Genomic DNA, 21,794 nt, shown 5'->3' with positions numbered 1-21,794 from the left:
AGCCTTACGGGCAAAATGCGCATCCGCACATTTACATCATAACGACGTCGAACTGCTCCTGATTGTAGAGCGGCTCAATCTGGACTTTAACCTGCTTACCTACAAAGATTTCTACTTCGGCCAGCGCGTGAGACTCTTCGCTTTTCAACGCTTCACCTACCGCAGGAGAAGCATAGACCAGGAAACGGTCAGAATCGTAGGCATGATGCACGCGCACGATTTCACGCATAATTTCATAGCAGACCGTTTCGACCGTCTTTACCGTACCGCGGCCGTGGCAGGTCGGGCATTCGTTGCACAGCACATGCTCTACGCTTTCGCGCGTGCGCTTACGGGTCATCTCGACCAGGCCAAGCTGGGAGAAGCCGTTAATACTGGTTTTCACGCGATCTTTATTCAGCGCCTGCTCGAGAGAATGCAGCACGCGACGGCGGTGATCTTCATTACTCATGTCGATAAAATCGATAATAATAATGCCGCCCAGATTACGTAACCGAAGCTGGCGCGCAATGGCCTGAGTGGCTTCGATATTGGTATTGAAAATCGTGTCGTCGAGATTGCGGTGACCAACGAACGCGCCGGTGTTGATATCGACCGTGGTCATCGCTTCGGTTTGGTCAATAACCAGGTAGCCACCTGACTTCAGTTCCACTTTACGCTCCAGCGCGCGCTGGATTTCGTTCTCAACGTCATAGAGGTCGAAAATGGGCTGTCGGCCGCTGTAATGCTCAATTTTGCTGGTCATCTCCGGCATGTACTCGGCGGTAAATTCCAGCAGCATTTCATAAGTCAGGCGGGAATCAACGCGGATACGATCCAGCGCCGCATCAGCAAAGTCACGCAATACGCGCTGCGCCAGCGCAAGCTCGCCGTACATTTGATAGCGGGTTTGATTGCGTTTTTTGCGCTCGCTGACCTTGGTCCAGACTCGCTTCAGGTAAGCCGCATCAGAGGCTAAATCTTCTTCGCAGACACCTTCTGCGGCGGTACGAATAATAAAGCCACCATGCTCATCACAATATTCATTCACGATGCGCTTCAGGCGGTCACGCTCGGCTTCGCTTTCAATACGCTGGGAGACACCAACGTGAGAGGCGCCAGGCATGAAAACAAGGTAACGGGAAGGAAGCGTGATGTCGGTGGTCAGGCGCGCGCCTTTGGTGCCCAGCGGATCTTTCACCACCTGCACCATTAAATCCTGCCCCTGGCGAACCAGCTCGGCAATATCGCGCACGCTAAAGTTCTTTTGCTCCTCACCGGCCACGCACTCGGTGTGTGGCATAATGTCAGAAGCATGAAGAAATGCCGCCTTGTCCAGGCCAATATCTACAAATGCCGCCTGCATTCCAGGCAGCACCCGGCTAACGCGACCTTTGTAGATATTCCCTACTATTCCGCGGCGCGCTTCGCGCTCAATATGAATCTCTTGTAATATGCCACCGTCAATATAGGCTACCCGCGTCTCTGATGGGGTAACGTTGACTAATAATTCAGCCGTCATCTTTTCCTCGTCCGTCACGCAGCGCGTGAAAATTGCTCAGCAACTCACCAGTTTCCACCAGCGGTAATCCCACCACTGCATGATAACTGCCATTAATCCTTTTAACGAAACAGCCACCAAGCCCCTGAATGCCGTAAGCCCCGGCTTTGTCCATAGGTTCACCGCTGGCAATATAGTCGGCAATATCCTGTTCGGATAAGCGGCGAAACGTCACGTCGGTCACCACCAACGCTTCCAGCACCTGATTCGCGTCGGCGACAGCAACAGCCGTCATCACCTGATGCTGATTGCCTGAGAGCAAACGCAGCATTTGTGCGGCATGCTCCGCATCCTTTGGCTTTTCCAGTACTTCGCCGTTAAAAATAACTATCGTATCTGCACCCAGTATCGGCAAATCCTTGACGGCAAGCGCCACGCCAGCCTGGGCTTTTTCTCGCGCCAGACGGCGAACATACTGTTCCGCGCTTTCGTGCGGCTGCCGCTGTTCTTCAATGCCTGGAACCAGGCGTTCGAAAGAGACGCCCATCAGGGTCAGAAGCTCCTGACGGCGAGGCGAACCGGATGCCAGATACAACGTAGTCATGTTTACCTTTTATTGCACAGCGAATTGCTGGCGAACTTTGCGCATTAACAGGAAAATCCAGGGCCACAGGATACCGTTAACTACACTACTCCAGAACACTTCCGGTCTGAAAGAGACGTTGATCACTAAAAATTCTGACCAGAAAACAATGATGTCTGTGACCAGCGAGAGCAGCATGACAACCAGCGCCTGCTGCCAAAGAGCGAGGTTACGGAAAAGCTGGTATTTCAGCGCCACCAGGTAGGCCACAATACTTAATGATAGAGCGCGAACGCCAAGCGTGGAGCCGCTAATCAAATCAAGTATGGCGCCCACAATAAAACCCGTCCCGACGTTCACGCGGTGCGGCAGGGCTAAAATCCAGTAAAGCAGAATCAGCAATACCCAATCCGGCCGGTAAAACTTTAGGTCATCCGGCCAGGGCATTACCTGCAACAGCAGGGCAATCAAAAATGAAAGCCAGATAACCCAACGGCCCTGGCTACGATAACTTCCCACTACTGTGCTCCCGTAGCAGGCTGGGTAATGCCGGTGGCTGGCGCAGGAACCGGCGCTGGTGGGCCCATTGAACCCGGCGGCGGCAGAACCTGTGGCATCATCTGCATCAGACGCTCATTGGCCACGCGATGGACTTCCTCAGGCGGCATTGGCGACGACCCGTTTTTGTCCGCGCCCCACAGCAGCAGCAGGTAACGCAAACGCTGCAGGCCAGCGGTAGGACGAGCCTGGATTACGGTATAGGCGCGCTGGGTGTCCAGCTTAACCGATGATACAACCCCAACCGGGTAGCCTTCAGGGAAGCGGCCGCCAAGACCGGAAGTCACCAGCACGTCCCCGACGCGAATATCGGTATTGGCCGGCAAATGCTCCAGTTGCAGATCGTCGGTGCAGCCGTTACCGGCGGCAATCACGCGGATATCGTTACGCAGTACCTGAATCGGCAGCGCGTGGGTGGCGTCGCAAATCAGCAGCACCCGACTGGTCAGCTTCGCGACCGCGACAACCTGGCCGACAACGCCTTTATCGCTAATGACCGGCTGGCCTTCGTAAACGCCGTTGACGCTGCCCTTGTCGATCACCACCTGATCGCTGTACGGATCGTTAACGGTGGAGATGACCTGGGTCACCATTTTTTGCTCATCCTGACGCAGAGGGGAACCGAGCAGCTCGCGCAGGCGCGCGTTCTCCTGCCGGTATTGACCCAGCATCAGCAATTCACTGTTTTTCAGGATTAGCTCCTGACGCAGAACCCGATTTTCAAGTTCAAGCTGGTCGCGCGAGGCCAGCGTCTGAGACACGCTGTCGAGTAATTCACGGGGACCATTAGAGACAAAATAGAAAGGACTGACGGCTGTATCCATGTATGTTCGAATCTGGCTGAACATACCGAGGCGGCTGTCGGCGATAATGACACCAAGCGCAACCAGCACCGCCAGAATAAGGCGAATCTGTAGCGACGGGCCACGGCTAAAAATTGGCTTCATAGGCTATGCGTATTCCCAAACCAGCAAGCAGGGGCAGCCGAAAGCTCCCCCTGTCCTGTGGCTGTTACTCTTCGCTAAACAAGTCGCCGCCGTGCATGTCGATCATTTCCAGTGCCTTGCCGCCGCCGCGGGCAACACAGGTCAGCGGATCTTCTGCAACTACTACCGGGATACCCGTCTCTTCCATCAGCAGGCGATCGAGGTTACGCAGCAACGCGCCACCGCCGGTCAGAACCATACCGCGCTCGGAAATATCGGATGCCAGCTCTGGCGGACACTGTTCCAGCGCAACCATCACCGCGCTAACAATACCGGTCAGTGGCTCCTGCAGTGCTTCGAGGATTTCGTTAGAGTTCAGGGTGAAGCCGCGTGGCACACCTTCAGCCAGGTTACGACCGCGAACTTCGATTTCACGCACTTCATCGCCAGGGTAGGCAGAACCGATTTCGTGCTTGATGCGTTCCGCGGTAGCTTCACCAATCAGGGAACCGTAGTTACGGCGCACATAATTGATGATGGCTTCGTCAAAGCGGTCACCGCCGATACGGACGGAAGAGGAATAAACCACGCCGTTCAGGGAGATAACGGCCACTTCGGTGGTACCACCACCGATATCCACAACCATCGAGCCGGTGGCTTCAGAAACCGGCAGGCCTGCGCCAATTGCCGCAGCCATAGGTTCTTCAATCAGGAACACTTCGCGTGCGCCTGCTCCCTGTGCGGATTCACGAATAGCACGACGTTCAACCTGGGTCGCACCAACCGGCACACAAACCAGCACGCGCGGGCTTGGGCGCATGAAGCTGTTGCTGTGAACCTGTTTGATAAAGTGCTGCAGCATTTTCTCGGTCACGAAGAAGTCAGCGATAACGCCGTCTTTCATCGGACGAATAGCCGCGATGTTGCCCGGGGTACGGCCCAGCATCTGTTTAGCATCATGGCCTACGGCCGCAACGCTTTTTGGCGAGCCCGCTCGGTCCTGGCGAATGGCCACAACGGAGGGCTCATTCAGTACGATGCCTTGTCCTTTCACATAAATCAGGGTATTCGCAGTACCCAGGTCAATGGACAGGTCATTGGAAAACATGCCACGAAATTTTTTCAACATACTAAGGGATAATCCTGAAAGCTGGGGCGGATACAAAATCCGCTTACTTTACCAACCACACGTTACAGCGACAAGGCGCAAAAATGTTCTGCAACGGTGAAAAATAGTGCAGTTCACTACGGCTGTAACACTTTTGAAACGTCTTCCTACATGGCGTTCAGAAATGCGGCAAACGCGGTAGAATAAACGAACAGCTAACAGCAGCAAACCGGTTCATAACGGCTGCGACAATCTGGCCGGCAGGCTGACTAGCCCCCTTGAGATGCAGCGCGCGTTATTCTACGTGAAATAATGGCAAACGGCAGGTTAAACCGAGTATCTTTGTGAATATTTTTTCACATTACTGTCAAGCGGCTGAGATGCGGCGATAAAATCGCCCTGCGCCCCCGCAACCCCGTTATCAATCAGCGTCTGCCATTCACCGCGGGTCCTCACTCCTGTGGCAAAAACACGGATTCGCGTACCGTTACAGGCTTCAACCAGGCTCTTCACAAAAAGCTGGTTTTCGGTACGCTTGCCGATGTTTCTGACCAGACCTGGATGCAGCTTAATTAACTCCACATCCAGCTCTTTTATATAAGTTGTGCTGACGACCGTTAATCCCGCCTGGATAATCACAACCCTTGCCCCTAAAGCAGTAATTAACCTTACAACATGTTGTAATCGGCTGATGTGTTGACAGACATCTGCCTCAGCAAGTTCAAAAAGAATCCGTGCGCGCTTCGATTTTTCGCACTGCATCAGTGAATCGCGCAGCCAGCGCTGGAAAGGTGCGCGGATCAGCGAGTCGACGGTGATTTGAATGGCAAGCATTTCTTCCGGCCAGAAGTTTAGCAGCGGCAACAGTCGTGACACGATCTGCCGATCATATTGTTCAGATAGACCAAACTGCCTGACCATCGGCATGTATTCTGCCGACAAAACCTCTTGCTCGCCGTCGAAGATACGGCACATGATTTCACGGTGGTGAACCACCCCATGCTTATCCACCGCGGGTTTCTGGTAAAAACGCGGGCCGCCCTGCTTGAGTACCTGTTCTAATAAAGTGCGCCATTTCACATTGCCCCGGCCCTGTTCCGGGAGCTTATCGTCGTAGACGGACCAGCTGTTGGCCCCCTGGAAAGCGGCATTGCGGGTGGCGATTTCCGCATGCTCCATAACCTGCTCTTTTGTCTGCCCGCTGCGCCACGCACAAATGCCGATATGCAGCATATCGCTGCGATCAACCATGCGGGTAGACGGGAGTGCATCCACGGAGTTCAGCAACTGGCTGGCGATACCGTCCGCTTCTTTCAGCGTGCGGTGCGGCAGTAATACTGCAAAATCACTGCGGAAATAACGGGCCAATAAGGCGCCAGGATAGCGCATCACAAAGGTCGAGAGCAGGTTGACCAAAGTGAATAAGTATTCTTCAACCGGACCATTGCCCCAGGTCTCTTTTAATAACTCGAAATCAGGCAGGCGAATCATCATCACCACGCCGTGCGCGCCGACCTGCTCCTGACCCTCCAGCAGCGTGGCCAGTTGGTTATCAAAGAACAAACGATTGTTGAGGCCAGTTTTAACGTCCTGGGCGGCAAATGCCCGGATCAAGGTATCCACGCGGCTTCGCTGCTCGCTGGCGCTTTGCAGATCGGAAAGTAGGGTATCCATTGCGCTGCTCACCAACGGCGGCCATTCATGCACGGAACCACGCACTTCCGCCCCACGCTCTCCGCTAATGATTTTTCCTGCCCTGATTTCCAGAAGCTCTTGCCCGGAAAGCTGGCGCCTCAGCCAGCGTCCGGCCAGGAAGAGCACCACCAGCATAAAAGCGACTGCCGCAGTCAATGGCGTAGTGGTAAACATGGCGTGATAGTAGACAGCAATCGGATCGAGGTAAGTCAGCCGCAGGGTCATGCCAGGGTGTTTCATCAACGCGACGTTAATGGTGCGATAGGTATATTGCGTCCCCACCGGGCGATAGCCTTCGGGTAAAACATGCTGAAAGAGGTAGGTCTTATCCGCCATCAGGCGAATTTCGGTGATATCCACCGGTATCATCAGCTCGCTAAAATGATCAACAAGATCCTGAGGCGAACGTGAGACCAACTGGTTATCAACGATCGTGGCAACAGCCATAATGCGCTGCTGAGTTTTGTCGTGAACAGAGTTATAGAAACTTAGCAGGCACCCGAAGAGCGTGACGAAAATCGCCAGCCCGGTTAAGAGGGTAATAAAGGCTGAAAGTTTCGTCGTTAATCGCATCCCTGTATTAACTCCGGTTAGTGAAAATTAACCACACTCATCATGGGCCCCAAACGAGGAAGCATTAAATAGCAAAGGTCGACCTCAGGCAAACGAAACCCCTCGGGAATTTCTGAGCATTTATTGCGTCAGGTCGGCTCTTCTCATCAGTATCGGAGTATAGTCTGCTAAGATTTTTTTCCCATTGCTACCGACCGAGGAACGCCCATGCAGGCATTAATCCTGGAACAGTCCGAAGGCCAAACCGTGGCCGCGGTAAAAACGCTCGACCACAGCGCGCTGCCAGAAGGCAACGTCACCGTGGAGATTGATTACTCCAGCCTGAATTACAAAGACGCACTGGCCATCACCGGCAAAGGCAAAATTATTCGTAATTTCCCGATGGTGCCGGGCATTGACTTTGCAGGCAAAGTACTCACCAGCGAAGACGCTCGCTTTCAGCCTGGCCAGGCGGTGCTACTCACCGGCTGGGGCGTTGGAGAAAACCATTGGGGTGGCCTGGCGGAAGCCGCGCGGGTGAAAGGTGACTGGCTGGTCGCAATGCCTGAAGGTTTAGACGCACGCAAAGCGATGATTATCGGTACGGCCGGCTTTACCGCGATGCTCTGCGTGATGGCGCTGGAAGACGCTGGCGTTACGCCAGAAAGCGGGGAAATAGTTGTGACCGGCGCAAGCGGCGGAGTGGGCAGCACGGCCATCGCGCTGCTGCACAAACTGGGCTATAAAGTGGCCGCCGTATCCGGCCGCGAAAGTACGCATGATTATCTTCGCAGCCTCGGCGCTGACCGCATTCTGGGCCGTGACGAGTTCGCCGAAACCCGCCCGCTGGAAAAACAGCTCTGGGCCGGTGCCATTGATACCGTGGGCGATAAAGTGCTGGCGAAAGTCCTGGCGCAGATGAACTACGGCGGCTGCGTGGCTGCCTGCGGTTTAGCCGGTGGCTTTGCGCTGCCAACCACCGTGATGCCGTTTATCCTGCGTAACGTTCGCCTGCAGGGCGTGGATTCGGTCATGACGCCACCGGCACGCCGTGCCGCCGCCTGGGCACGTCTGGTAAAAGACTTGCCGGATGCCTTCTACCAACAGGCAACCACCGAAATCGGCCTCGCAGAAGCGCCAAAGTACGCCAGCGACATCATTAATAATGCCGCCCAGGGCAGAACCCTGGTAAAAGTACGCTAACCCTTGCCCGAGGAGTGACATTTTGTCGCTCCTCAAATTTCAATTTTTCGTGACATATTCGCCGGAACGCTTTCTCTCGGTCATGCTTAGGCTATCGCTACGAGGAGAACGTCATGAAAAAGGTCACCCGGCTCACCGAAGCCGACGTTACGCCAGAATCCGTGTTTATGATGAAGCGCCGCCAGGTGCTGAAGGCCCTGGGCATCAGCGCTGCCGCCCTGTCGCTCCCGCAGACAGCCAACGCCGATATTCTTTCCTGGTTCAAAGGTAACGATCGCCCACCGGCCCCGGCAGGCAAACCACTGACGTTCACTAAGCCAGAAGAGTACCAGGCAAAACTGGCGCTGACTCCGGAAGACAAGGTCACCGGCTACAACAACTTCTACGAATTTGGGCTGGATAAGGCCGATCCTGCCGCTAATGCCGGCGGGCTGAAAACCGATCCCTGGCAAATTAAAATCAGCGGCGAAGTCGCTAAGCCAATGACGCTCGATCACGACGATCTGTATAAACGCTTCCCGCTCGAAGAACGCATTTACCGCATGCGCTGCGTTGAGGCCTGGTCGATGGCCGTACCGTGGATTGGCTTCCCGCTCCATAAGCTGCTGGCGATGGTTGAGCCCACCAGCAACGCAAAGTACGTTGCCTTTGAAACGCTTTATGACCCGGAGCAGATGCCGGGACAAAAGGACCGGTTTATCGGTGGCGGCCTGCAATACCCTTATGTAGAAGGATTGCGGCTGGATGAAGCGATGCATCCGCTCACGCTGTTAACCGTGGGTGTATATGGTAAGGCTTTACCGCCGCAAAACGGCGCGCCGATTCGCCTCACCGTGCCATGGAAGTACGGCTTTAAGGGCATTAAATCGATCGTCAGCATAAAGCTGGTACGCGAACTGCCGCCGACGACGTGGAACCTTGCCGCGCCTAACGAATATGGTTTCTACGCCAACGTAAACCCGCACGTTGATCATCCTCGCTGGTCGCAGGCATCAGAGCGCTTTATTGGCTCCGGCGGCGTGCTGGACGTTAAGCGCCAGCCCACGCTGCTGTTTAACGGCTATGCCGACCAGGTGGCCTCGCTATATCGCGGTCTGAATTTGAAGGAGAACTTCTGAGTGCGCCTGACGGTAAAACAGATTACCTGGCTGAAAGTGGGGCTTCATCTGGCCGCATTTCTGCCCTTCGTCTGGCTGTTTTATGCGGCAAGCCAGGGACTTTTCAGCGCCGATCCTGCAAAAGATATTCAGCATTTTACCGGCAGAATGGCGCTCAAACTGCTGCTGGCGACGTTACTGGTCACGCCACTCGCGCGTTACGCTAAACAGCCGCTCTTAATTCGCACACGCCGCCTGTTGGGCGTGTGGTGTTTCGTCTGGGCGACGCTGCATCTCACCAGCTATTCCCTGCTGGAACTGGGGATCAGCAATCTTGGTCTGCTAGGCCAGGAATTAGTGAGCCGCCCTTATCTGACACTGGGCATCATTTGCTGGATTATCCTGCTGGCATTGGCCGTAACGTCGACCCAGCGAGCACAGCGTTTTTTGGGCGCCCGCTGGCAGAAGCTGCATAACTTCGTCTATCTGGTCGCGATCCTCGCGCCAATTCATTTCCTCTGGTCGGTTAAGATTTTATCCCCTCAGCCCTTGCTTTATGCGCTGGGCGCAATCATTCTTCTTGCACTTCGCTACAAGAAGTTTCGCCAGTGGTGGCGCTAACCGCAAAGCGTGTGCTTCTCCGCAGAATAAACATCAATCGGTATCCTTAACTGGATATCGATTGATCATCTTCCCTGATAAGACCAGTATTTAGCTGCCAAATGCTACGAAATCGTTATAATGTGCGACTTCGGTTTTTTCTGACGGCCATTTTCGGCTCGAAAAGGTGACAACCGGAAAACTTAGGTATATTTTGTAAATTGCCTACTAATCGCAGGAGATGGCAGCACGATGTCGGGTGAATTTCACATTTTGCTTTTGAATGGCCCTAATCTGAATATGCTGGGCACGCGGGAGCCGGACAAGTACGGTCACCAGACGTTAGCAGAAATTGTTAACACGCTTGAAGCAGAAGCAACAAGCCTTGGCGTGACGCTCAGCCACCTGCAATCTAACGCCGAATATGCGTTGATTGACCGAATTCATCAGGCCAAAGACTCTGTCGACTTTATCCTGATTAATCCGGCCGCGTTCACGCATACCAGCGTCGCGCTGCGCGATGCGTTACTGGCGGTGGATATCCCGTTTATCGAGATTCACCTCAGCAATGTGCACGCGCGTGAACCGTTTCGCCATCACTCCTATCTTTCAGATAAGGCCGTCGGCGTGATCTGCGGATTAGGCGCTGACGGCTATTCATATGCTTTACAGACGGCAGTAAAACGCCTGTCAAAATCCATCTAAACAAAGAGTACGGAACCCACTCATGGATATTCGTAAGATTAAAAAACTGATCGAGCTGGTTGAAGAATCAGGCATCGCTGAACTGGAAATTTCTGAAGGCGAAGAGTCTGTACGCATCAGCCGCTCCCCAGCAAACGCTGGTTTCCCAATGATGCAACAGGCTTACGCTGCGCCAATGTACCAGCCTCAGCCACAGCCGGGTCTGGCTCAGGCCGTTGCACCAGCCGCAACCCCAGCAATGGAAGCCCCTGCAGCTGCTGAAGTCAGTGGTCACATCGTACGTTCCCCAATGGTCGGTACCTTCTACCGTACCCCAAGCCCGGATGCAAAAGCGTTTGTAGAAGTGGGCCAGAAAGTAAACGTTGGCGACACCCTGTGCATCGTTGAAGCAATGAAAATGATGAACCAGATCGAATCTGATAAAGCCGGTGTGGTTAAAGCAATTCTGATTGAGAATGGTCAGCCGGTAGAATTTGACGAGCCGCTGGTCGTCATCGAGTAACGAGGCGAACATGCTGGATAAAATTGTCATCGCCAACCGCGGCGAGATTGCACTGCGTATTCTTCGTGCCTGTAAAGAACTGGGCATCAAGACCGTCGCTGTGCACTCAAGCGCGGACCGCGATCTGAAACACGTATTACTGGCGGATGAGACGGTCTGTATCGGCCCGGCTCCGTCCGTAAAAAGCTATCTGAACATCCCGGCAATCATCTCTGCGGCGGAAATCACCGGCGCGGTAGCGATTCACCCGGGCTACGGCTTCCTGTCTGAAAACGCCAACTTTGCCGAGCAGGTTGAGCGTTCTGGCTTTATCTTCATCGGCCCGAAAGCTGAAACTATCCGCCTGATGGGCGACAAAGTTTCCGCGATCACCGCGATGAAAAAAGCAGGCGTACCGACGGTACCAGGCTCTGACGGCCCACTGGACGGCGACATGGATAAAAACCGTGCCCATGCAAAACGCATCGGCTACCCGGTGATTATCAAAGCCTCCGGCGGCGGCGGCGGTCGCGGTATGCGCGTAGTGCGCAGCGACGCGGAACTCGAGCAATCCATCAACATGACCCGTGCGGAAGCCAAAGCGGCTTTCAACAACGACATGGTTTACATGGAAAAATACCTCGAGAACCCACGCCATATCGAGATTCAGGTACTGGCCGACGGCCAGGGGCACGCTATCTATCTGGCTGAACGTGACTGTTCAATGCAGCGTCGCCACCAGAAGGTTGTTGAAGAAGCACCAGCGCCGGGCATCACGCCAGAGCTGCGTAAATTCATCGGCGACCGCTGTGCCAAAGCCTGTATCGACATTAACTATCGCGGCGCAGGTACTTTCGAGTTCCTGTTCGAAAACGGCGAGTTCTATTTCATCGAAATGAACACCCGTATTCAGGTAGAACACCCGGTTACCGAAATGATCACCGGCGTTGACCTGATCAAAGAGCAGCTGCGTATTGCGGCCGGTCAGCCGCTGTCCATCAAACAGGAAGACGTTCACGTTACCGGCCACGCGGTGGAATGCCGTATCAACGCCGAAGACCCGAACACCTTCCTGCCAAGCCCGGGCAAAATCACGCGCTTCCATGCGCCTGGTGGTTTTGGCGTGCGTTGGGAATCGCATATCTACGCCGGCTACACCGTACCGCCGTACTACGATTCAATGATTGGGAAGCTCATCTGCTACGGCGAAACGCGTGAAGTGGCTATTGCCCGCATGAAAAACGCCCTGGCGGAACTGATTATCGATGGCATCAAAACCAACATCGAGCTGCAGACCAAAATCATGAACGACGAAAACTTCCAGCACGGTGGAACGAACATCCACTATCTGGAGAAGAAACTCGGTCTTCAGCACTAAGTTTCCGTTGAACATGTCGACAAAAGGCCGGATTTCCGGCCTTTTTCTTTTTTTATCCTCCGACAGGATGGATGCGTTACAATCCCCGCTTTCTGCGAACTCAAGGGACAAAAATGGACAACCGTTTTGTTCAAGCCCATAAAGAAGCGCGCTGGGCGCTCTGGCTGACCTTGCTCTACCTTGCCGCATGGTTAGTGGCTGCTTACTTACCTGACAATGCACAGGGTATCACCGGCTTGCCGCACTGGTTCGAGATGGCTTGTCTGCTGGTGCCGCTGCTGTTTATCCTGCTCTGCTGGCTGATGGTGAAACTCCTCTTCCGTGACATTCCGCTGGGGGATGACCATGCAAAATGAAGTGATTGCCGTGCTGGTCATCTACCTGATTGCGGTCTTTGGCCTGTCCGTCTACGCCATGCGTCAGCGCACCTCCGGCACCTTTCTGAGTGAGTATTTCCTCGGCAGCCGTTCGATGGGCGGCTTCGTGCTGGCCATGACGCTCACCACGACCTACATCAGCGCCAGTTCGTTTATTGGCGGACCGGGCGCTGCCTATAAATTCGGCCTGGGCTGGGTGCTGCTGGCCATGATTCAGATCCCGACGATCTGGCTTTCTTTGGGGATTCTTGGGAAGAAATTCGCTATCCTGGCGCGCCGCTATAACGCCATTACGCTGAATGACATGCTCCAGGCTCGCTACCAGAATCGGGCCGTCGTCTGGATTGCCAGCGTCAGCCTGCTGGTCGCCTTTGTTGGCGCGATTGCCGTCCAGTTTATCGGTGGCGCAAGGCTGCTGGAAACCGCGGCGGGCATAAAGTACGAAACTGGCCTGCTGATTTTCGGGATCACCATTGCCCTCTATACTTCCTTCGGCGGTTTCCGGGCCAGCGTACTTAACGACACCATGCAGGGTATGGTGATGCTGATAGGGACTATCGTGCTGCTGGTCGGCGTGGTTCATGCCGCCGGCGGGCTGGGCAACGCGGTACAAACGTTAGAGCATATTGATCCGAAACTCGTCAGCCCCCAGGGTGCAGGCGACATTCTGACGCCCACGTTTATGGCCTCGTTCTGGGTACTGGTCTGTTTTGGCGTGATCGGTCTGCCCCACACGGCGGTACGCTGTATCTCTTACAAAGACAGTAAAGCCGTTCACCGTGGCATTATCATCGGCACCATTGTGGTCGCGATTCTGATGCTGGGTATGCACCTTGCAGGCGCCCTGGGTAGAGCTGTTCTCCCTGGCCTGACGGTGCCGGACCTGGTGATCCCTACGCTGATGATGAAGGTTCTGCCGCCCTGGGCCGCTGGGTTATTCCTGGCCGCCCCAATGGCCGCCATTATGTCCAACGTTAACGCACACTTGCTGCAGGCATCCGCGACGATCGTGAAAGACCTGTGGCTTAGCGCAAGTCCGGCTAAAATTCGTCAGGAGCGCCGCCTGAAGCGCATTTCTACCACCACTACGCTGGTGCTGGGTATCCTGATGATGCTGGCTGCCTGGCGGCCGCCGGAAATGATTATCTGGTTAAATCTGCTGGCCTTCGGGGGCCTGGAAGCCGTTTTCCTGTGGCCGCTGGTGCTGGGCCTCTATTGGGAGAAAGCTAACGCTGCAGGCGCGCTCAGCGGCATGATTGCCGGGGGCGTGCTATACGCGGTGCTTGCCAGTTTTGGCCTGCAGCTCATGGGCTTCCACCCGATTGTGCCTTCGCTACTGTTCAGCTTGCTGGCGTTCCTGATAGGTAACCGTTTTGGTCGCCCCGTTCCGGAGCCCCTTCTTGTTTCCACTACTGATAAATAAAGAGTTTCGCCATGCCATGGATCCAACTGAAAATTAACACCACCGGCGGTAACGCTGAAAGCCTGGGCGATGCGCTGATTGAAAGCGGGGCGGTTTCCGTCACCTTCCAGGACACCCACGACACGCCGGTCTTTGAACCGCTGCCGGGTGAAACTCGCCTTTGGGGCGATACCGACGTTATCGGCCTGTATGACGCAGAAATCGACATGGAAGAAGTTGTCGCTATCCTTGAAAACTGCCCATTACTGGGCCAGGGCTTTCACCACAAAGTCGAGCAGTTGGAAGACAAAGACTGGGAGCGCGAATGGATGGATAACTTCCACCCGATGCGCTTCGGCAATCGTCTGTGGATCTGCCCAAGCTGGCGCGATGTGCCGGACGAAAACGCGGTGAACGTGATGCTCGACCCGGGCCTGGCGTTTGGCACCGGTACTCACCCAACGACCTCGCTGTGCCTCGAGTGGCTCGATGGCCTGGACCTGGCCGGCAAAACCATTATCGACTTCGGCTGCGGCTCCGGGATCCTGGCCATTGCCGCCCTGAAATTGGGTGCTGCAAAAGCCATCGGCATTGATATCGATCCACAGGCCATTCAGGCGAGCCGCGATAACGCAGAGCGTAACGGCGTTTCAGAGCAGCTTGAGCTTTACCTGCCGAAAGACCAGCCAGAAGCCATGAGCGCTGACGTGGTGGTCGCTAACATCCTGGCAGGCCCTCTGCGTGAGTTAGCGCCGTTAATCAGCGTGCTGCCGGTTGAAGGCGGTTTCCTTGGCCTCTCTGGCGTTCTGGCAAGCCAGGCCGAAGGTGTTTGTGAAGCTTATGCTGATAAGTTCACGCTTGATCCGGTCGCGGAAAAAGAAGAGTGGTGCCGCATCACCGGCCGCAAGCACGACTGATGAAAATAACGGCATACGGCGCTCCTGCCGTGTGCTGTTTTTAGCCAGTTTTAGTGAGTAAACCGCACCCAAAAATGAGAGCTTGTTCGCATAAAAAATCCAAAACTGGCCACAAAAACAGCGGTTTATCTGGTGAAAACCCCCTGTTCGACAGCATATTTCTGCTAACTTTCAGGAAAATTTAAAACAGCATGAAATAAACGAAAAACTCTAACCATCTGATTAATTGGATTAATTGTGTAATCTGGCTACACTTGTTGCCGCTTCATTGATCTGTGACAGAGGATTGTTCAAAGTTTGGCCTTTCATCTCGTGCGAAAAATGCGTAATATACGCCGCCTTGCAGGCACAGTATGGTCATTTCTTAACTCATGCGCATCGGACACCACCAGCTCAGAAATCGCCTGATCGCAGCACCTATGGCTGGCATCACTGACAGACCATTCAGGACGCTGTGCTACGAGATGGGAGCCGGGTTAACCGTTTCCGAGATGATGTCCTCCAACCCGGAAGTTTGGGCGAGCGACAAGTCCCGTTTACGTATGGTTCATGTGGATGAACCGGGTATTCGCACCGTGCAAATTGCCGGCAGCGTACCGGAAGAGATGGCAGAGGCCGCGCGAATTAACGTGGCTAATGGCGCCCAGATTATTGATATCAATATGGGTTGTCCGGCAAAAAAGGTGAATCGTAAGCTAGCAGGTTCAGCCCTTCTGCAGTATCCGAGTCTGGTAAAGGACATCGTGACGACGGTAGTGAAGGCAGTGGATGTTCCTGTGACGTTGAAAATTCGTACCGGCTGGGAGCCCGCGCACCGTAACTGTGTAGAGATTGCCCAACTGGCTGAAGACTGTGGGATTCAGGCTCTGACAATTCATGGACGCACACGCGCCTGTTTATTCCAGGGCGATGCTGAATACGACAGCATTCGGGCAGTTAAGCAGAAAGTTTCCATTCCGATTATCGCGAATGGTGACATTACTGACCCGCTTAAAGCCAGAGCTGTACTTGACTATACGGGGGCTGATGCCCTGATGATAGGCCGGGCGGCTCAGGGAAGACCCTGGATCTTTCGGGAAATCCAGCATTATCTGGACACTGGAGAGCTGCTGCCCCCCTTGCCTCTGGCAGAGGTAAAGCGCTTACTTTGCTCGCACGTTCGGGAACTGCATAGCTTTTATGGCGATGTAAAAGGTTACCGAATTGCTCGTAAACACGTCTCCTGGTATCTCCAGGAGCACGCTCCAAATGACCAGTTTCGGCGCACATTCAACGCCATTGAGGATGCCAGCGAACAGCTGGAGGCGTTGGAGGCATACTTCGAAAATTTTGCGTAAACAGAAATAAAGAGCTGACAGAACTATGTTCGAACAACGCGTAAATTCTGACGTACTGACCGTTTCTACCGTTAACTCTCAGGATCAGGTAACCCAAAAACCCCTGCGTGATTCCGTGAAACAGGCACTGAAGAACTATTTTGCTCAACTGAATGGTCAGGATGTGAATGACCTGTATGAGCTGGTACTGGCTGAAGTAGAGCAGCCATTGTTGGACATGGTGATGCAATACACCCGTGGCAACCAAACCCGCGCTGCCCTGATGATGGGCATCAACCGTGGTACGCTGCGTAAGAAACTGAAAAAATACGGCATGAACTGATACTAATCAGTTAAGTCGTTGATGAAAAAGGCGCTCTTCGGCATGGGGAAGCGCCTTTTTTCTTTTCCTGAGATCTGACATTTTTCCTCATCATTGGCTGCTGCGCTGCGCTTTCCTCCACTTTGTTTACACTGCACACGCTTTGCAATTATTCCCCGATCCTGTGGTCTGAATCGCAGTGGTAAAATAGCCACATTCACACCGGTGCAGCATCCGTGAAAGCTTCGTACCTTTATGGGCACCTACGAAAGCAATCCCTGCTCCGGCGTTTGGTTAAACCGAGGTTCAAAATGACTAAATTCATCGCCGTCGCATTGCTCACGACTTTTCTGGCAGGCTGCGCGACCGAGTCTCCTTGCGTACCGGTCTATGACGACCAGGGGCGCCTGGTGCACACCAATACCTGTATGAAAGGCACCACCCAGGATAACTGGGAAACTGCGGGCGCTATTGCCGCCGGCACAGCTGCCGTGGCAGGCGTTGCCTTGGGTATCGTGGCACTCACCAAATAAATCCCCACGTCTGGCAAAGCGCGAGCCTCTCGCGCTTTTTTGTTTATTATTCCTGCAACATCTGAATCATTTTGCTCTGAAATGCGCCGTTAGTTGCAGACCTGCACTATTTCGGCACATTTTTTGCCCCTTTCTTCATAACAGTCAGCCTTCTTCTGCGTAGTACGTTCCTCCAGTAAACCTGGCATCCACTTTGCTTTAAAGACGATGACTCGGGCATTTGCCACGAATACGGATCTGGCTCCTCCCGGAAGCCATTTCGCCAATAACGATAATTTCGCCACTCAGGATGCATTTATGAAGAAGATGATGATCGCCACTCTGGTCGCTACCGGCACACTGTTTGCGATGGCTAATCAGGCTCATGCAGGCACCACGCTGGATGCCGTAAAAAAGAAAGGCTTCGTGCAATGTGGGATTAGCGATGGCCTGCCGGGCTTTTCTTACGCTGACGGTAGCGGCAAGTTTACCGGTATCGACGTGGACGTTTGCCGCGGCGTGGCGGCGGCCGTATTCGGCGATGCTTCTAAAGTCAAATACACCCCGCTGACGGCGAAAGAGCGCTTTACTGCGCTGCAGTCCGGCGAGGTAGATATTCTTTCCCGTAACACCACCTGGACCTCCTCCCGCGATGCGGGAATGGGGATGGTCTTTACCGGCGTCACTTATTATGACGGCATCGGCTTCCTGACCCACAATAAAGCCGGCCTCAAAAGCGCGAAAGAGCTCGACGGTGCAACGGTTTGTATTCAGGCAGGAACCGACACCGAACTGAACGTCGCCGACTACTTCAAAGCCAATAACATGAAGTACACGCCGGTAACCTTTGACCGCTCAGACGAGTCAGCCAAAGCCCTGGAGTCCGGACGTTGCGATACCCTGGCCTCAGATCAGTCTCAGCTCTATGCCCTGCGCATCAAGCTTAGCAACCCGGCTGAATGGCTCGTGCTGCCAGAAGTCATCTCAAAAGAGCCACTGGGGCCTGTTGTACGTCGCGGTGACGATGACTGGTTCTCCATCGTGCGCTGGACGCTGTTCGCCATGCTGAACGCAGAAGAGATGGGTATTAGCTCTAAAAACGTCGACCAGATGGCGGCTAATCCAACCACGCCGGATATGGCGCACCTGTTAGGGAAGGAAGGCGATTTCGGCAAAGACCTGAAGCTGGACAACAAATGGGCCTACAACATCGTGAAGCAGGTCGGCAACTACGCTGAGATTTTTGAGAGCAACGTCGGCGCCCAAAGCCCGCTGAAAATCAAACGCGGCCAGAACAACCTGTGGAACAACGGCGGTATTCAGTACGCCCCGCCGGTTCGCTAAGCGAAATGCCAGAACAGGGCACTGCTCGGTGCGGTGCCCAGGATTTATGTTCCTGTTACTGAGGTTTGCTTATGCGTCATCACCGCCCAGCCGTGAAGGCCGACTTATCTTTTTCTAACCCTTCGGTTCGCGCCTGGCTGTATCAGATAGTCGCCATTAGTTTTGTGATTGGCGTGGCCGTTTATCTGATTCACAACACGATTACCAACCTGGATAGCCGCGGCATTACCTCCGGCTTTGCCTTTCTCGATCGCGCCGCCGGGTTCGGCATTGTCCAGCATCTGATTGATTACGATCAGGGTGATACTTACGGCAAAGTCTTTGTTGTTGGGCTCCTGAATACTCTGCTGGTGTCTGTCCTGTGCATCGTGTTCGCCACGTTTATCGGCTTCTTTGTGGGCCTGGCACGGCTCTCTGATAACTGGCTGGTGCGTAAACTCTCTACCTTCTATATAGAGACGTTTCGCAACATTCCCCCGCTGTTGCAAATCTTCTTCTGGTACTTTGCCGTCCTGCGCAATCTGCCGGGGCCAAGGCAGGCAATAGATGCCTTTGGCCTGATGTATTTGAGCAATCGCGGGCTGTCTCTTCCGGCCCCGGTTATGGGTGAAGGCCTGCTGGCATTTGCTGTTGCCGTGCTGCTTGCGCTTCTCGTCTCTGCGGGGCTGTATCGCTATAACAAAATGCATCAGATGAAGACCGGGCAAATTCGTCGTACCTGGCCCGTGACGATCGCCTTGATCGTTGCGCTACCGCTGCTGGCACATTTGATCTTCGGGGCCGCACTGCATTGGGATATTCCAGCCCTGCACGGCTTCAACTTTAGCGGCGGGATTGTACTTATTCCTGAGCTGGCGGCTTTAACGCTGGCGCTGTCGGTTTACACCTCGGTGTTTATCGCGGAAATCATTCGTTCAGGTATTCAGTCCGTACCTTATGGCCAGCATGAAGCGGCTTTGTCCCTGGGTCTGCCTAAGCAGGTGACGCTTCGCCAGGTGATTGTGCCTCAGGCGTTGAGAGTCATTATTCCGCCACTGACCAGCCAGTACCTGAACATCGTCAAAAACTCCTCGTTGGCGGCGGCGATTGGTTATCCGGATATGGTTTCTTTGTTTGCCGGCAGCGTACTGAACCAGACGGGACAGGCAATCGAAACTATCGCTATCACGATGTCCGTTTATTTGCTTATCAGCCTGGTTATTTCGCTGCTGATGAACGTCTATAACCGCCGTATTGCCCTGGTTGAGCGCTAAGAAATGTCGATGATTAAAGTTCTGAAGGCGCACAGCGCCCGCCCGGCAGGCAACGCCCCTGAGCAAGTCTGGCGATGGATGCGTAAAAACCTCTTCTCCAGCTGGTTGAATACCCTGCTTACTCTGCTGTGTTTCGGCTTGATGTGGGTGCTTATCCCTCCGCTTCTGGACTGGGCACTTTTCCAGGCGAACTGGATAGGCGAGACCAGAGCCGACTGCACTAAAGGCGGAGCATGCTGGGTGTTTATCCACGAACGTTTCGGCCAGTTCATGTATGGGCTTTACCCCCACGAGTGGCGCTGGCGAATCAACCTTGCGCTTGTCATTGGACTGATTTCCGTTGCAGTCATGTTCTGGAAGTCGCTTCCTCATCGCGGCCGCTATATTGCCTGCTGGGCAGTAGCTTATCCGGTCGTCGTCTGGTGGCTGATGTACGGTGGCTTTTTAGGTCTGGATCGTGTTGAAACACGTCTCTGGGGTGGATTAACGCTCACGCTGATCGTTGCTTCCGTCGGTATCGCCGGCGCCCTTCCACTGGGTATTGTACTGGCGCTGGGCAGACGCTCACGCATGCCGGTCGTGCGAGTCCTCTCAATAATGTTTATCGAATTTTGGCGTGGTGTTCCGCTGATTACGGTGCTTTTCATGTCTTCGGTGATGTTGCCGCTGTTTCTCCCGGAAGGCACCACCATCGATAAGCTGATTCGGGCATTAGTCGGGGTGATTTTGTTCCAGTCCGCCTATGTCGCAGAGGTGGTTCGCGGCGGACTACAGGCCTTACCGAAAGGGCAATATGAAGCTGCAGAGTCACTGGCTCTCGGCTACTGGAAGACGCAAGGATTAGTGATATTACCTCAGGCGCTAAAGCTGGTGATCCCGGGCCTGGTGAACACGATTATTGCGCTGTTTAAAGATACCAGCCTGGTGATCATCATCGGCCTGTTCGATCTGTTCAGTAGCGTCCAGCAGGCAACGGTTGATCCGGCCTGGCTGGGAATGTCGACAGAAGGCTACGTCTTTGCCGCCATCGTCTATTGGATTTTCTGTTTCAGCATGTCGCGCTATAGCCAGCACCTGGAAAAGCGCTTCCACACCGGCCGTACGCCGCACTAAGGATTATCATGAGTAAAATGACACTGCAGGCTGCCGACACGATGATCACGCTGGAAAACGTGAATAAGTGGTACGGGCAATTCCATGTTTTAAAAGACATTAACCTTAATGTGAAGCAAGGTGAGCGTATCGTGCTGTGTGGGCCATCCGGCTCCGGAAAATCAACAACTATTCGTTGTATTAATCATCTTGAAGAGCATCAGCAGGGGCGTATTGTCGTCGATGGAACAGAGCTGAATGACGATCTCCGGAATATAGAAAAAGTCCGTACCGAGGTTGGCATGGTCTTTCAGCACTTTAACCTGTTCCCACACTTAACCGTCCTGCAGAACTGCACTCTGGCCCCTATCTGGGTTCGTAAGATGCCGAAGAAAGAGGCCGAGGCGCTGGCGATGCATTATCTCGAACGAGTGAGAATCGCTGAACATGCACATAAATTTCCGGGGCAGATATCGGGAGGCCAGCAGCAACGTGTGGCCATTGCCCGCTCACTGTGTATGAAACCAAAAATCATGCTTTTTGACGAGCCAACCTCGGCACTTGACCCGGAAATGGTGAAAGAAGTGTTGGACACCATGATAGGGCTGGCAGAATCCGGCATGACAATGCTCTGCGTCACGCACGAAATGGGTTTTGCCCGCACCGTCGCTGACCGAGTTATCTTTATGGATCGCGGAGAGATCGTAGAACAGGCTCCGCCTGAAGAGTTTTTTGCCCATCCAAAATCGGAAAGAACGCGAGCTTTCTTGTCTCAGGTTATCCATTAAACGACAAAGGCCGCTGACGCGGCCTTTTTATGGTGTTTGCCGAATTCAGAAAACAAAAAGGCCACCTGTTAAGGTGGCCTTTTTGTTTTATTTAATGCCTGACAG

22 protein-coding genes are annotated in these 21,794 nt (G+C 54.0%); 16 read left to right on the top strand and 6 right to left on the bottom strand.

Features of this window, described 5'->3' with window-relative positions:
• Positions 1-31: 31 nt before the first annotated feature.
• The 6 genes from rng to csrD all read right to left on the bottom strand — a co-directional run bounded on the left by rng (position 32) and on the right by csrD (position 6,923).
• A complete protein-coding gene (rng, locus tag CNE01S_RS11465) occupies positions 32-1,501 on the bottom strand; it encodes a ribonuclease G (RefSeq protein WP_061276112.1) in 1,470 nt (489 codons plus the stop codon).
• Positions 1,491-2,084: a Maf family protein gene (locus tag CNE01S_RS11460; RefSeq protein WP_061276111.1), complete on the bottom strand. Its 594-nt coding sequence runs from the start codon at positions 2,082-2,084 to the stop codon at positions 1,491-1,493. The genes rng and CNE01S_RS11460 overlap by 11 nt, the downstream gene beginning before the upstream one ends.
• Before the next feature lie 9 nt (positions 2,085-2,093).
• Positions 2,094-2,582, bottom strand: coding sequence for a rod shape-determining protein MreD (gene mreD / locus CNE01S_RS11455; protein ID WP_008454899.1), 489 nt, complete (start codon positions 2,580-2,582; stop codon positions 2,094-2,096).
• Positions 2,582-3,568 (bottom strand): rod shape-determining protein MreC, encoded by a 987-nt coding sequence (gene mreC / locus CNE01S_RS11450; protein WP_008454901.1) that lies wholly within the window; start codon positions 3,566-3,568, stop codon positions 2,582-2,584. The genes mreD and mreC overlap by 1 nt, the downstream gene beginning before the upstream one ends.
• 64 nt (positions 3,569-3,632) lie before the next feature.
• Positions 3,633-4,676 carry a rod shape-determining protein MreB gene (gene mreB / locus CNE01S_RS11445; protein ID WP_000913396.1) on the bottom strand — a complete coding sequence of 348 codons (1,044 nt, stop codon included), beginning with the start codon at positions 4,674-4,676 and terminating at the stop codon, positions 3,633-3,635.
• Positions 4,677-4,982: 306 nt separating this feature from the next.
• On the bottom strand, positions 4,983-6,923 hold the full coding sequence (gene csrD / locus CNE01S_RS11440; protein WP_061276109.1) for an RNase E specificity factor CsrD: 1,941 nt from the start codon (positions 6,921-6,923) through the stop codon (positions 4,983-4,985).
• Positions 6,924-7,130: 207 nt separating this feature from the next.
• Here csrD and acuI point away from each other — a divergent pair, with 207 nt between their 5' ends.
• The 16 genes from acuI to CNE01S_RS11360 all read left to right on the top strand — a co-directional run bounded on the left by acuI (position 7,131) and on the right by CNE01S_RS11360 (position 21,689).
• Positions 7,131-8,105, top strand: coding sequence for an acrylyl-CoA reductase (NADPH) (acuI, locus tag CNE01S_RS11435; RefSeq protein WP_061276107.1), 975 nt, complete (start codon positions 7,131-7,133; stop codon positions 8,103-8,105).
• A 113-nt stretch (positions 8,106-8,218) separates the two neighbouring features.
• On the top strand, positions 8,219-9,223 hold the full coding sequence (msrP, locus tag CNE01S_RS11430; protein WP_061276105.1) for a protein-methionine-sulfoxide reductase catalytic subunit MsrP: 1,005 nt from the start codon (positions 8,219-8,221) through the stop codon (positions 9,221-9,223).
• Positions 9,224-9,823 carry a protein-methionine-sulfoxide reductase heme-binding subunit MsrQ gene (msrQ, locus tag CNE01S_RS11425; protein WP_008454910.1) on the top strand — a complete coding sequence of 200 codons (600 nt, stop codon included), beginning with the start codon at positions 9,224-9,226 and terminating at the stop codon, positions 9,821-9,823.
• Between the two features lie 231 nt (positions 9,824-10,054).
• Positions 10,055-10,507 (top strand): type II 3-dehydroquinate dehydratase, encoded by a 453-nt coding sequence (gene aroQ / locus CNE01S_RS11420; protein WP_061276103.1) that lies wholly within the window; start codon positions 10,055-10,057, stop codon positions 10,505-10,507.
• 22 nt (positions 10,508-10,529) lie between these two features.
• Positions 10,530-11,009 carry an acetyl-CoA carboxylase biotin carboxyl carrier protein gene (accB, locus tag CNE01S_RS11415; RefSeq protein WP_008454913.1) on the top strand — a complete coding sequence of 160 codons (480 nt, stop codon included), beginning with the start codon at positions 10,530-10,532 and terminating at the stop codon, positions 11,007-11,009.
• A 10-nt stretch (positions 11,010-11,019) separates the two neighbouring features.
• Positions 11,020-12,366, top strand: coding sequence for an acetyl-CoA carboxylase biotin carboxylase subunit (accC, locus tag CNE01S_RS11410; protein ID WP_045784153.1), 1,347 nt, complete (start codon positions 11,020-11,022; stop codon positions 12,364-12,366).
• Between the two features lie 113 nt (positions 12,367-12,479).
• Entirely contained in the window at positions 12,480-12,722 is a 243-nt protein-coding gene (locus tag CNE01S_RS11405; RefSeq protein ID WP_061276102.1) for a YhdT family protein, read from the top strand.
• Entirely contained in the window at positions 12,712-14,166 is a 1,455-nt protein-coding gene (gene panF / locus CNE01S_RS11400; protein WP_061276099.1) for a sodium/pantothenate symporter, read from the top strand. Before CNE01S_RS11405 ends, panF begins: the two co-directional genes overlap by 11 nt.
• Positions 14,167-14,177: 11 nt before the next feature.
• The gene (gene prmA, locus CNE01S_RS11395) at positions 14,178-15,062 is read left to right on the top strand and encodes a 50S ribosomal protein L11 methyltransferase (protein ID WP_061276097.1); all 885 of its coding nucleotides are present in this window, start codon (positions 14,178-14,180) and stop codon (positions 15,060-15,062) included.
• 371 nt (positions 15,063-15,433) lie between these two features.
• Complete coding sequence (gene dusB, locus CNE01S_RS11390; protein WP_039298255.1) at positions 15,434-16,399, top strand: tRNA dihydrouridine synthase DusB; 966 nt, start codon at positions 15,434-15,436, stop codon at positions 16,397-16,399.
• A gap of 25 nt (positions 16,400-16,424) precedes the next feature.
• A complete protein-coding gene (gene fis, locus CNE01S_RS11385; protein ID WP_000462905.1) occupies positions 16,425-16,721 on the top strand; it encodes a DNA-binding transcriptional regulator Fis in 297 nt (98 codons plus the stop codon).
• 290 nt (positions 16,722-17,011) lie between these two features.
• A complete protein-coding gene (locus CNE01S_RS11380) occupies positions 17,012-17,233 on the top strand; it encodes a putative periplasmic lipoprotein (RefSeq protein WP_061276095.1) in 222 nt (73 codons plus the stop codon).
• 297 nt (positions 17,234-17,530) lie between these two features.
• Positions 17,531-18,556 carry an amino acid ABC transporter substrate-binding protein gene (locus tag CNE01S_RS11375; RefSeq protein ID WP_038478292.1) on the top strand — a complete coding sequence of 342 codons (1,026 nt, stop codon included), beginning with the start codon at positions 17,531-17,533 and terminating at the stop codon, positions 18,554-18,556.
• Between the two features lie 71 nt (positions 18,557-18,627).
• On the top strand, positions 18,628-19,809 hold the full coding sequence (locus tag CNE01S_RS11370) for an amino acid ABC transporter permease (RefSeq protein ID WP_061276093.1): 1,182 nt from the start codon (positions 18,628-18,630) through the stop codon (positions 19,807-19,809).
• Positions 19,810-19,818: 9 nt separating this feature from the next.
• On the top strand, positions 19,819-20,922 hold the full coding sequence (locus CNE01S_RS11365) for an amino acid ABC transporter permease (RefSeq protein ID WP_061276092.1): 1,104 nt from the start codon (positions 19,819-19,821) through the stop codon (positions 20,920-20,922).
• Between the two features lie 8 nt (positions 20,923-20,930).
• Positions 20,931-21,689 (top strand): amino acid ABC transporter ATP-binding protein, encoded by a 759-nt coding sequence (locus CNE01S_RS11360; protein ID WP_039298264.1) that lies wholly within the window; start codon positions 20,931-20,933, stop codon positions 21,687-21,689.
• The last annotated feature ends 105 nt before the right edge of the window (positions 21,690-21,794 follow it).

This window comes from Cedecea neteri NBRC 105707 = ATCC 33855, assembly GCF_001571265.1.
Classification (GTDB): Bacteria; Pseudomonadota; Gammaproteobacteria; order Enterobacterales; family Enterobacteriaceae; genus Cedecea; species Cedecea neteri.
The sequence above is the reverse complement of the archived record's forward strand: the minus strand, read 5'-3'. Positions and strand labels throughout refer to the sequence as shown.

What these genes read in the sequence shown, in the direction of transcription:
- rng (WP_061276112.1), bottom strand. Translation starts at nt 1,501, where the DNA reads ATGACGGCTGAATTATTAGTCAACGTTACCCCATCAGAGACGCGGGTA.
- CNE01S_RS11460 (WP_061276111.1), bottom strand. Translation starts at nt 2,084, where the DNA reads ATGACTACGTTGTATCTGGCATCCGGTTCGCCTCGCCGTCAGGAGCTT.
- mreC (WP_008454901.1), bottom strand. Translation starts at nt 3,568, where the DNA reads ATGAAGCCAATTTTTAGCCGTGGCCCGTCGCTACAGATTCGCCTTATT.
- mreB (WP_000913396.1), bottom strand. Translation starts at nt 4,676, where the DNA reads ATGTTGAAAAAATTTCGTGGCATGTTTTCCAATGACCTGTCCATTGAC.
- csrD (WP_061276109.1), bottom strand. Translation starts at nt 6,923, where the DNA reads ATGCGATTAACGACGAAACTTTCAGCCTTTATTACCCTCTTAACCGGG.
- acuI (WP_061276107.1), top strand. Translation starts at nt 7,131, where the DNA reads ATGCAGGCATTAATCCTGGAACAGTCCGAAGGCCAAACCGTGGCCGCG.
- msrP (WP_061276105.1), top strand. Translation starts at nt 8,219, where the DNA reads ATGAAAAAGGTCACCCGGCTCACCGAAGCCGACGTTACGCCAGAATCC.
- aroQ (WP_061276103.1), top strand. Translation starts at nt 10,055, where the DNA reads ATGTCGGGTGAATTTCACATTTTGCTTTTGAATGGCCCTAATCTGAAT.
- accB (WP_008454913.1), top strand. Translation starts at nt 10,530, where the DNA reads ATGGATATTCGTAAGATTAAAAAACTGATCGAGCTGGTTGAAGAATCA.
- accC (WP_045784153.1), top strand. Translation starts at nt 11,020, where the DNA reads ATGCTGGATAAAATTGTCATCGCCAACCGCGGCGAGATTGCACTGCGT.
- CNE01S_RS11405 (WP_061276102.1), top strand. Translation starts at nt 12,480, where the DNA reads ATGGACAACCGTTTTGTTCAAGCCCATAAAGAAGCGCGCTGGGCGCTC.
- panF (WP_061276099.1), top strand. Translation starts at nt 12,712, where the DNA reads ATGCAAAATGAAGTGATTGCCGTGCTGGTCATCTACCTGATTGCGGTC.
- prmA (WP_061276097.1), top strand. Translation starts at nt 14,178, where the DNA reads ATGCCATGGATCCAACTGAAAATTAACACCACCGGCGGTAACGCTGAA.
- dusB (WP_039298255.1), top strand. Translation starts at nt 15,434, where the DNA reads ATGCGCATCGGACACCACCAGCTCAGAAATCGCCTGATCGCAGCACCT.
- fis (WP_000462905.1), top strand. Translation starts at nt 16,425, where the DNA reads ATGTTCGAACAACGCGTAAATTCTGACGTACTGACCGTTTCTACCGTT.
- CNE01S_RS11380 (WP_061276095.1), top strand. Translation starts at nt 17,012, where the DNA reads ATGACTAAATTCATCGCCGTCGCATTGCTCACGACTTTTCTGGCAGGC.
- CNE01S_RS11375 (WP_038478292.1), top strand. Translation starts at nt 17,531, where the DNA reads ATGAAGAAGATGATGATCGCCACTCTGGTCGCTACCGGCACACTGTTT.
- CNE01S_RS11370 (WP_061276093.1), top strand. Translation starts at nt 18,628, where the DNA reads ATGCGTCATCACCGCCCAGCCGTGAAGGCCGACTTATCTTTTTCTAAC.
- CNE01S_RS11365 (WP_061276092.1), top strand. Translation starts at nt 19,819, where the DNA reads ATGATTAAAGTTCTGAAGGCGCACAGCGCCCGCCCGGCAGGCAACGCC.
- CNE01S_RS11360 (WP_039298264.1), top strand. Translation starts at nt 20,931, where the DNA reads ATGAGTAAAATGACACTGCAGGCTGCCGACACGATGATCACGCTGGAA.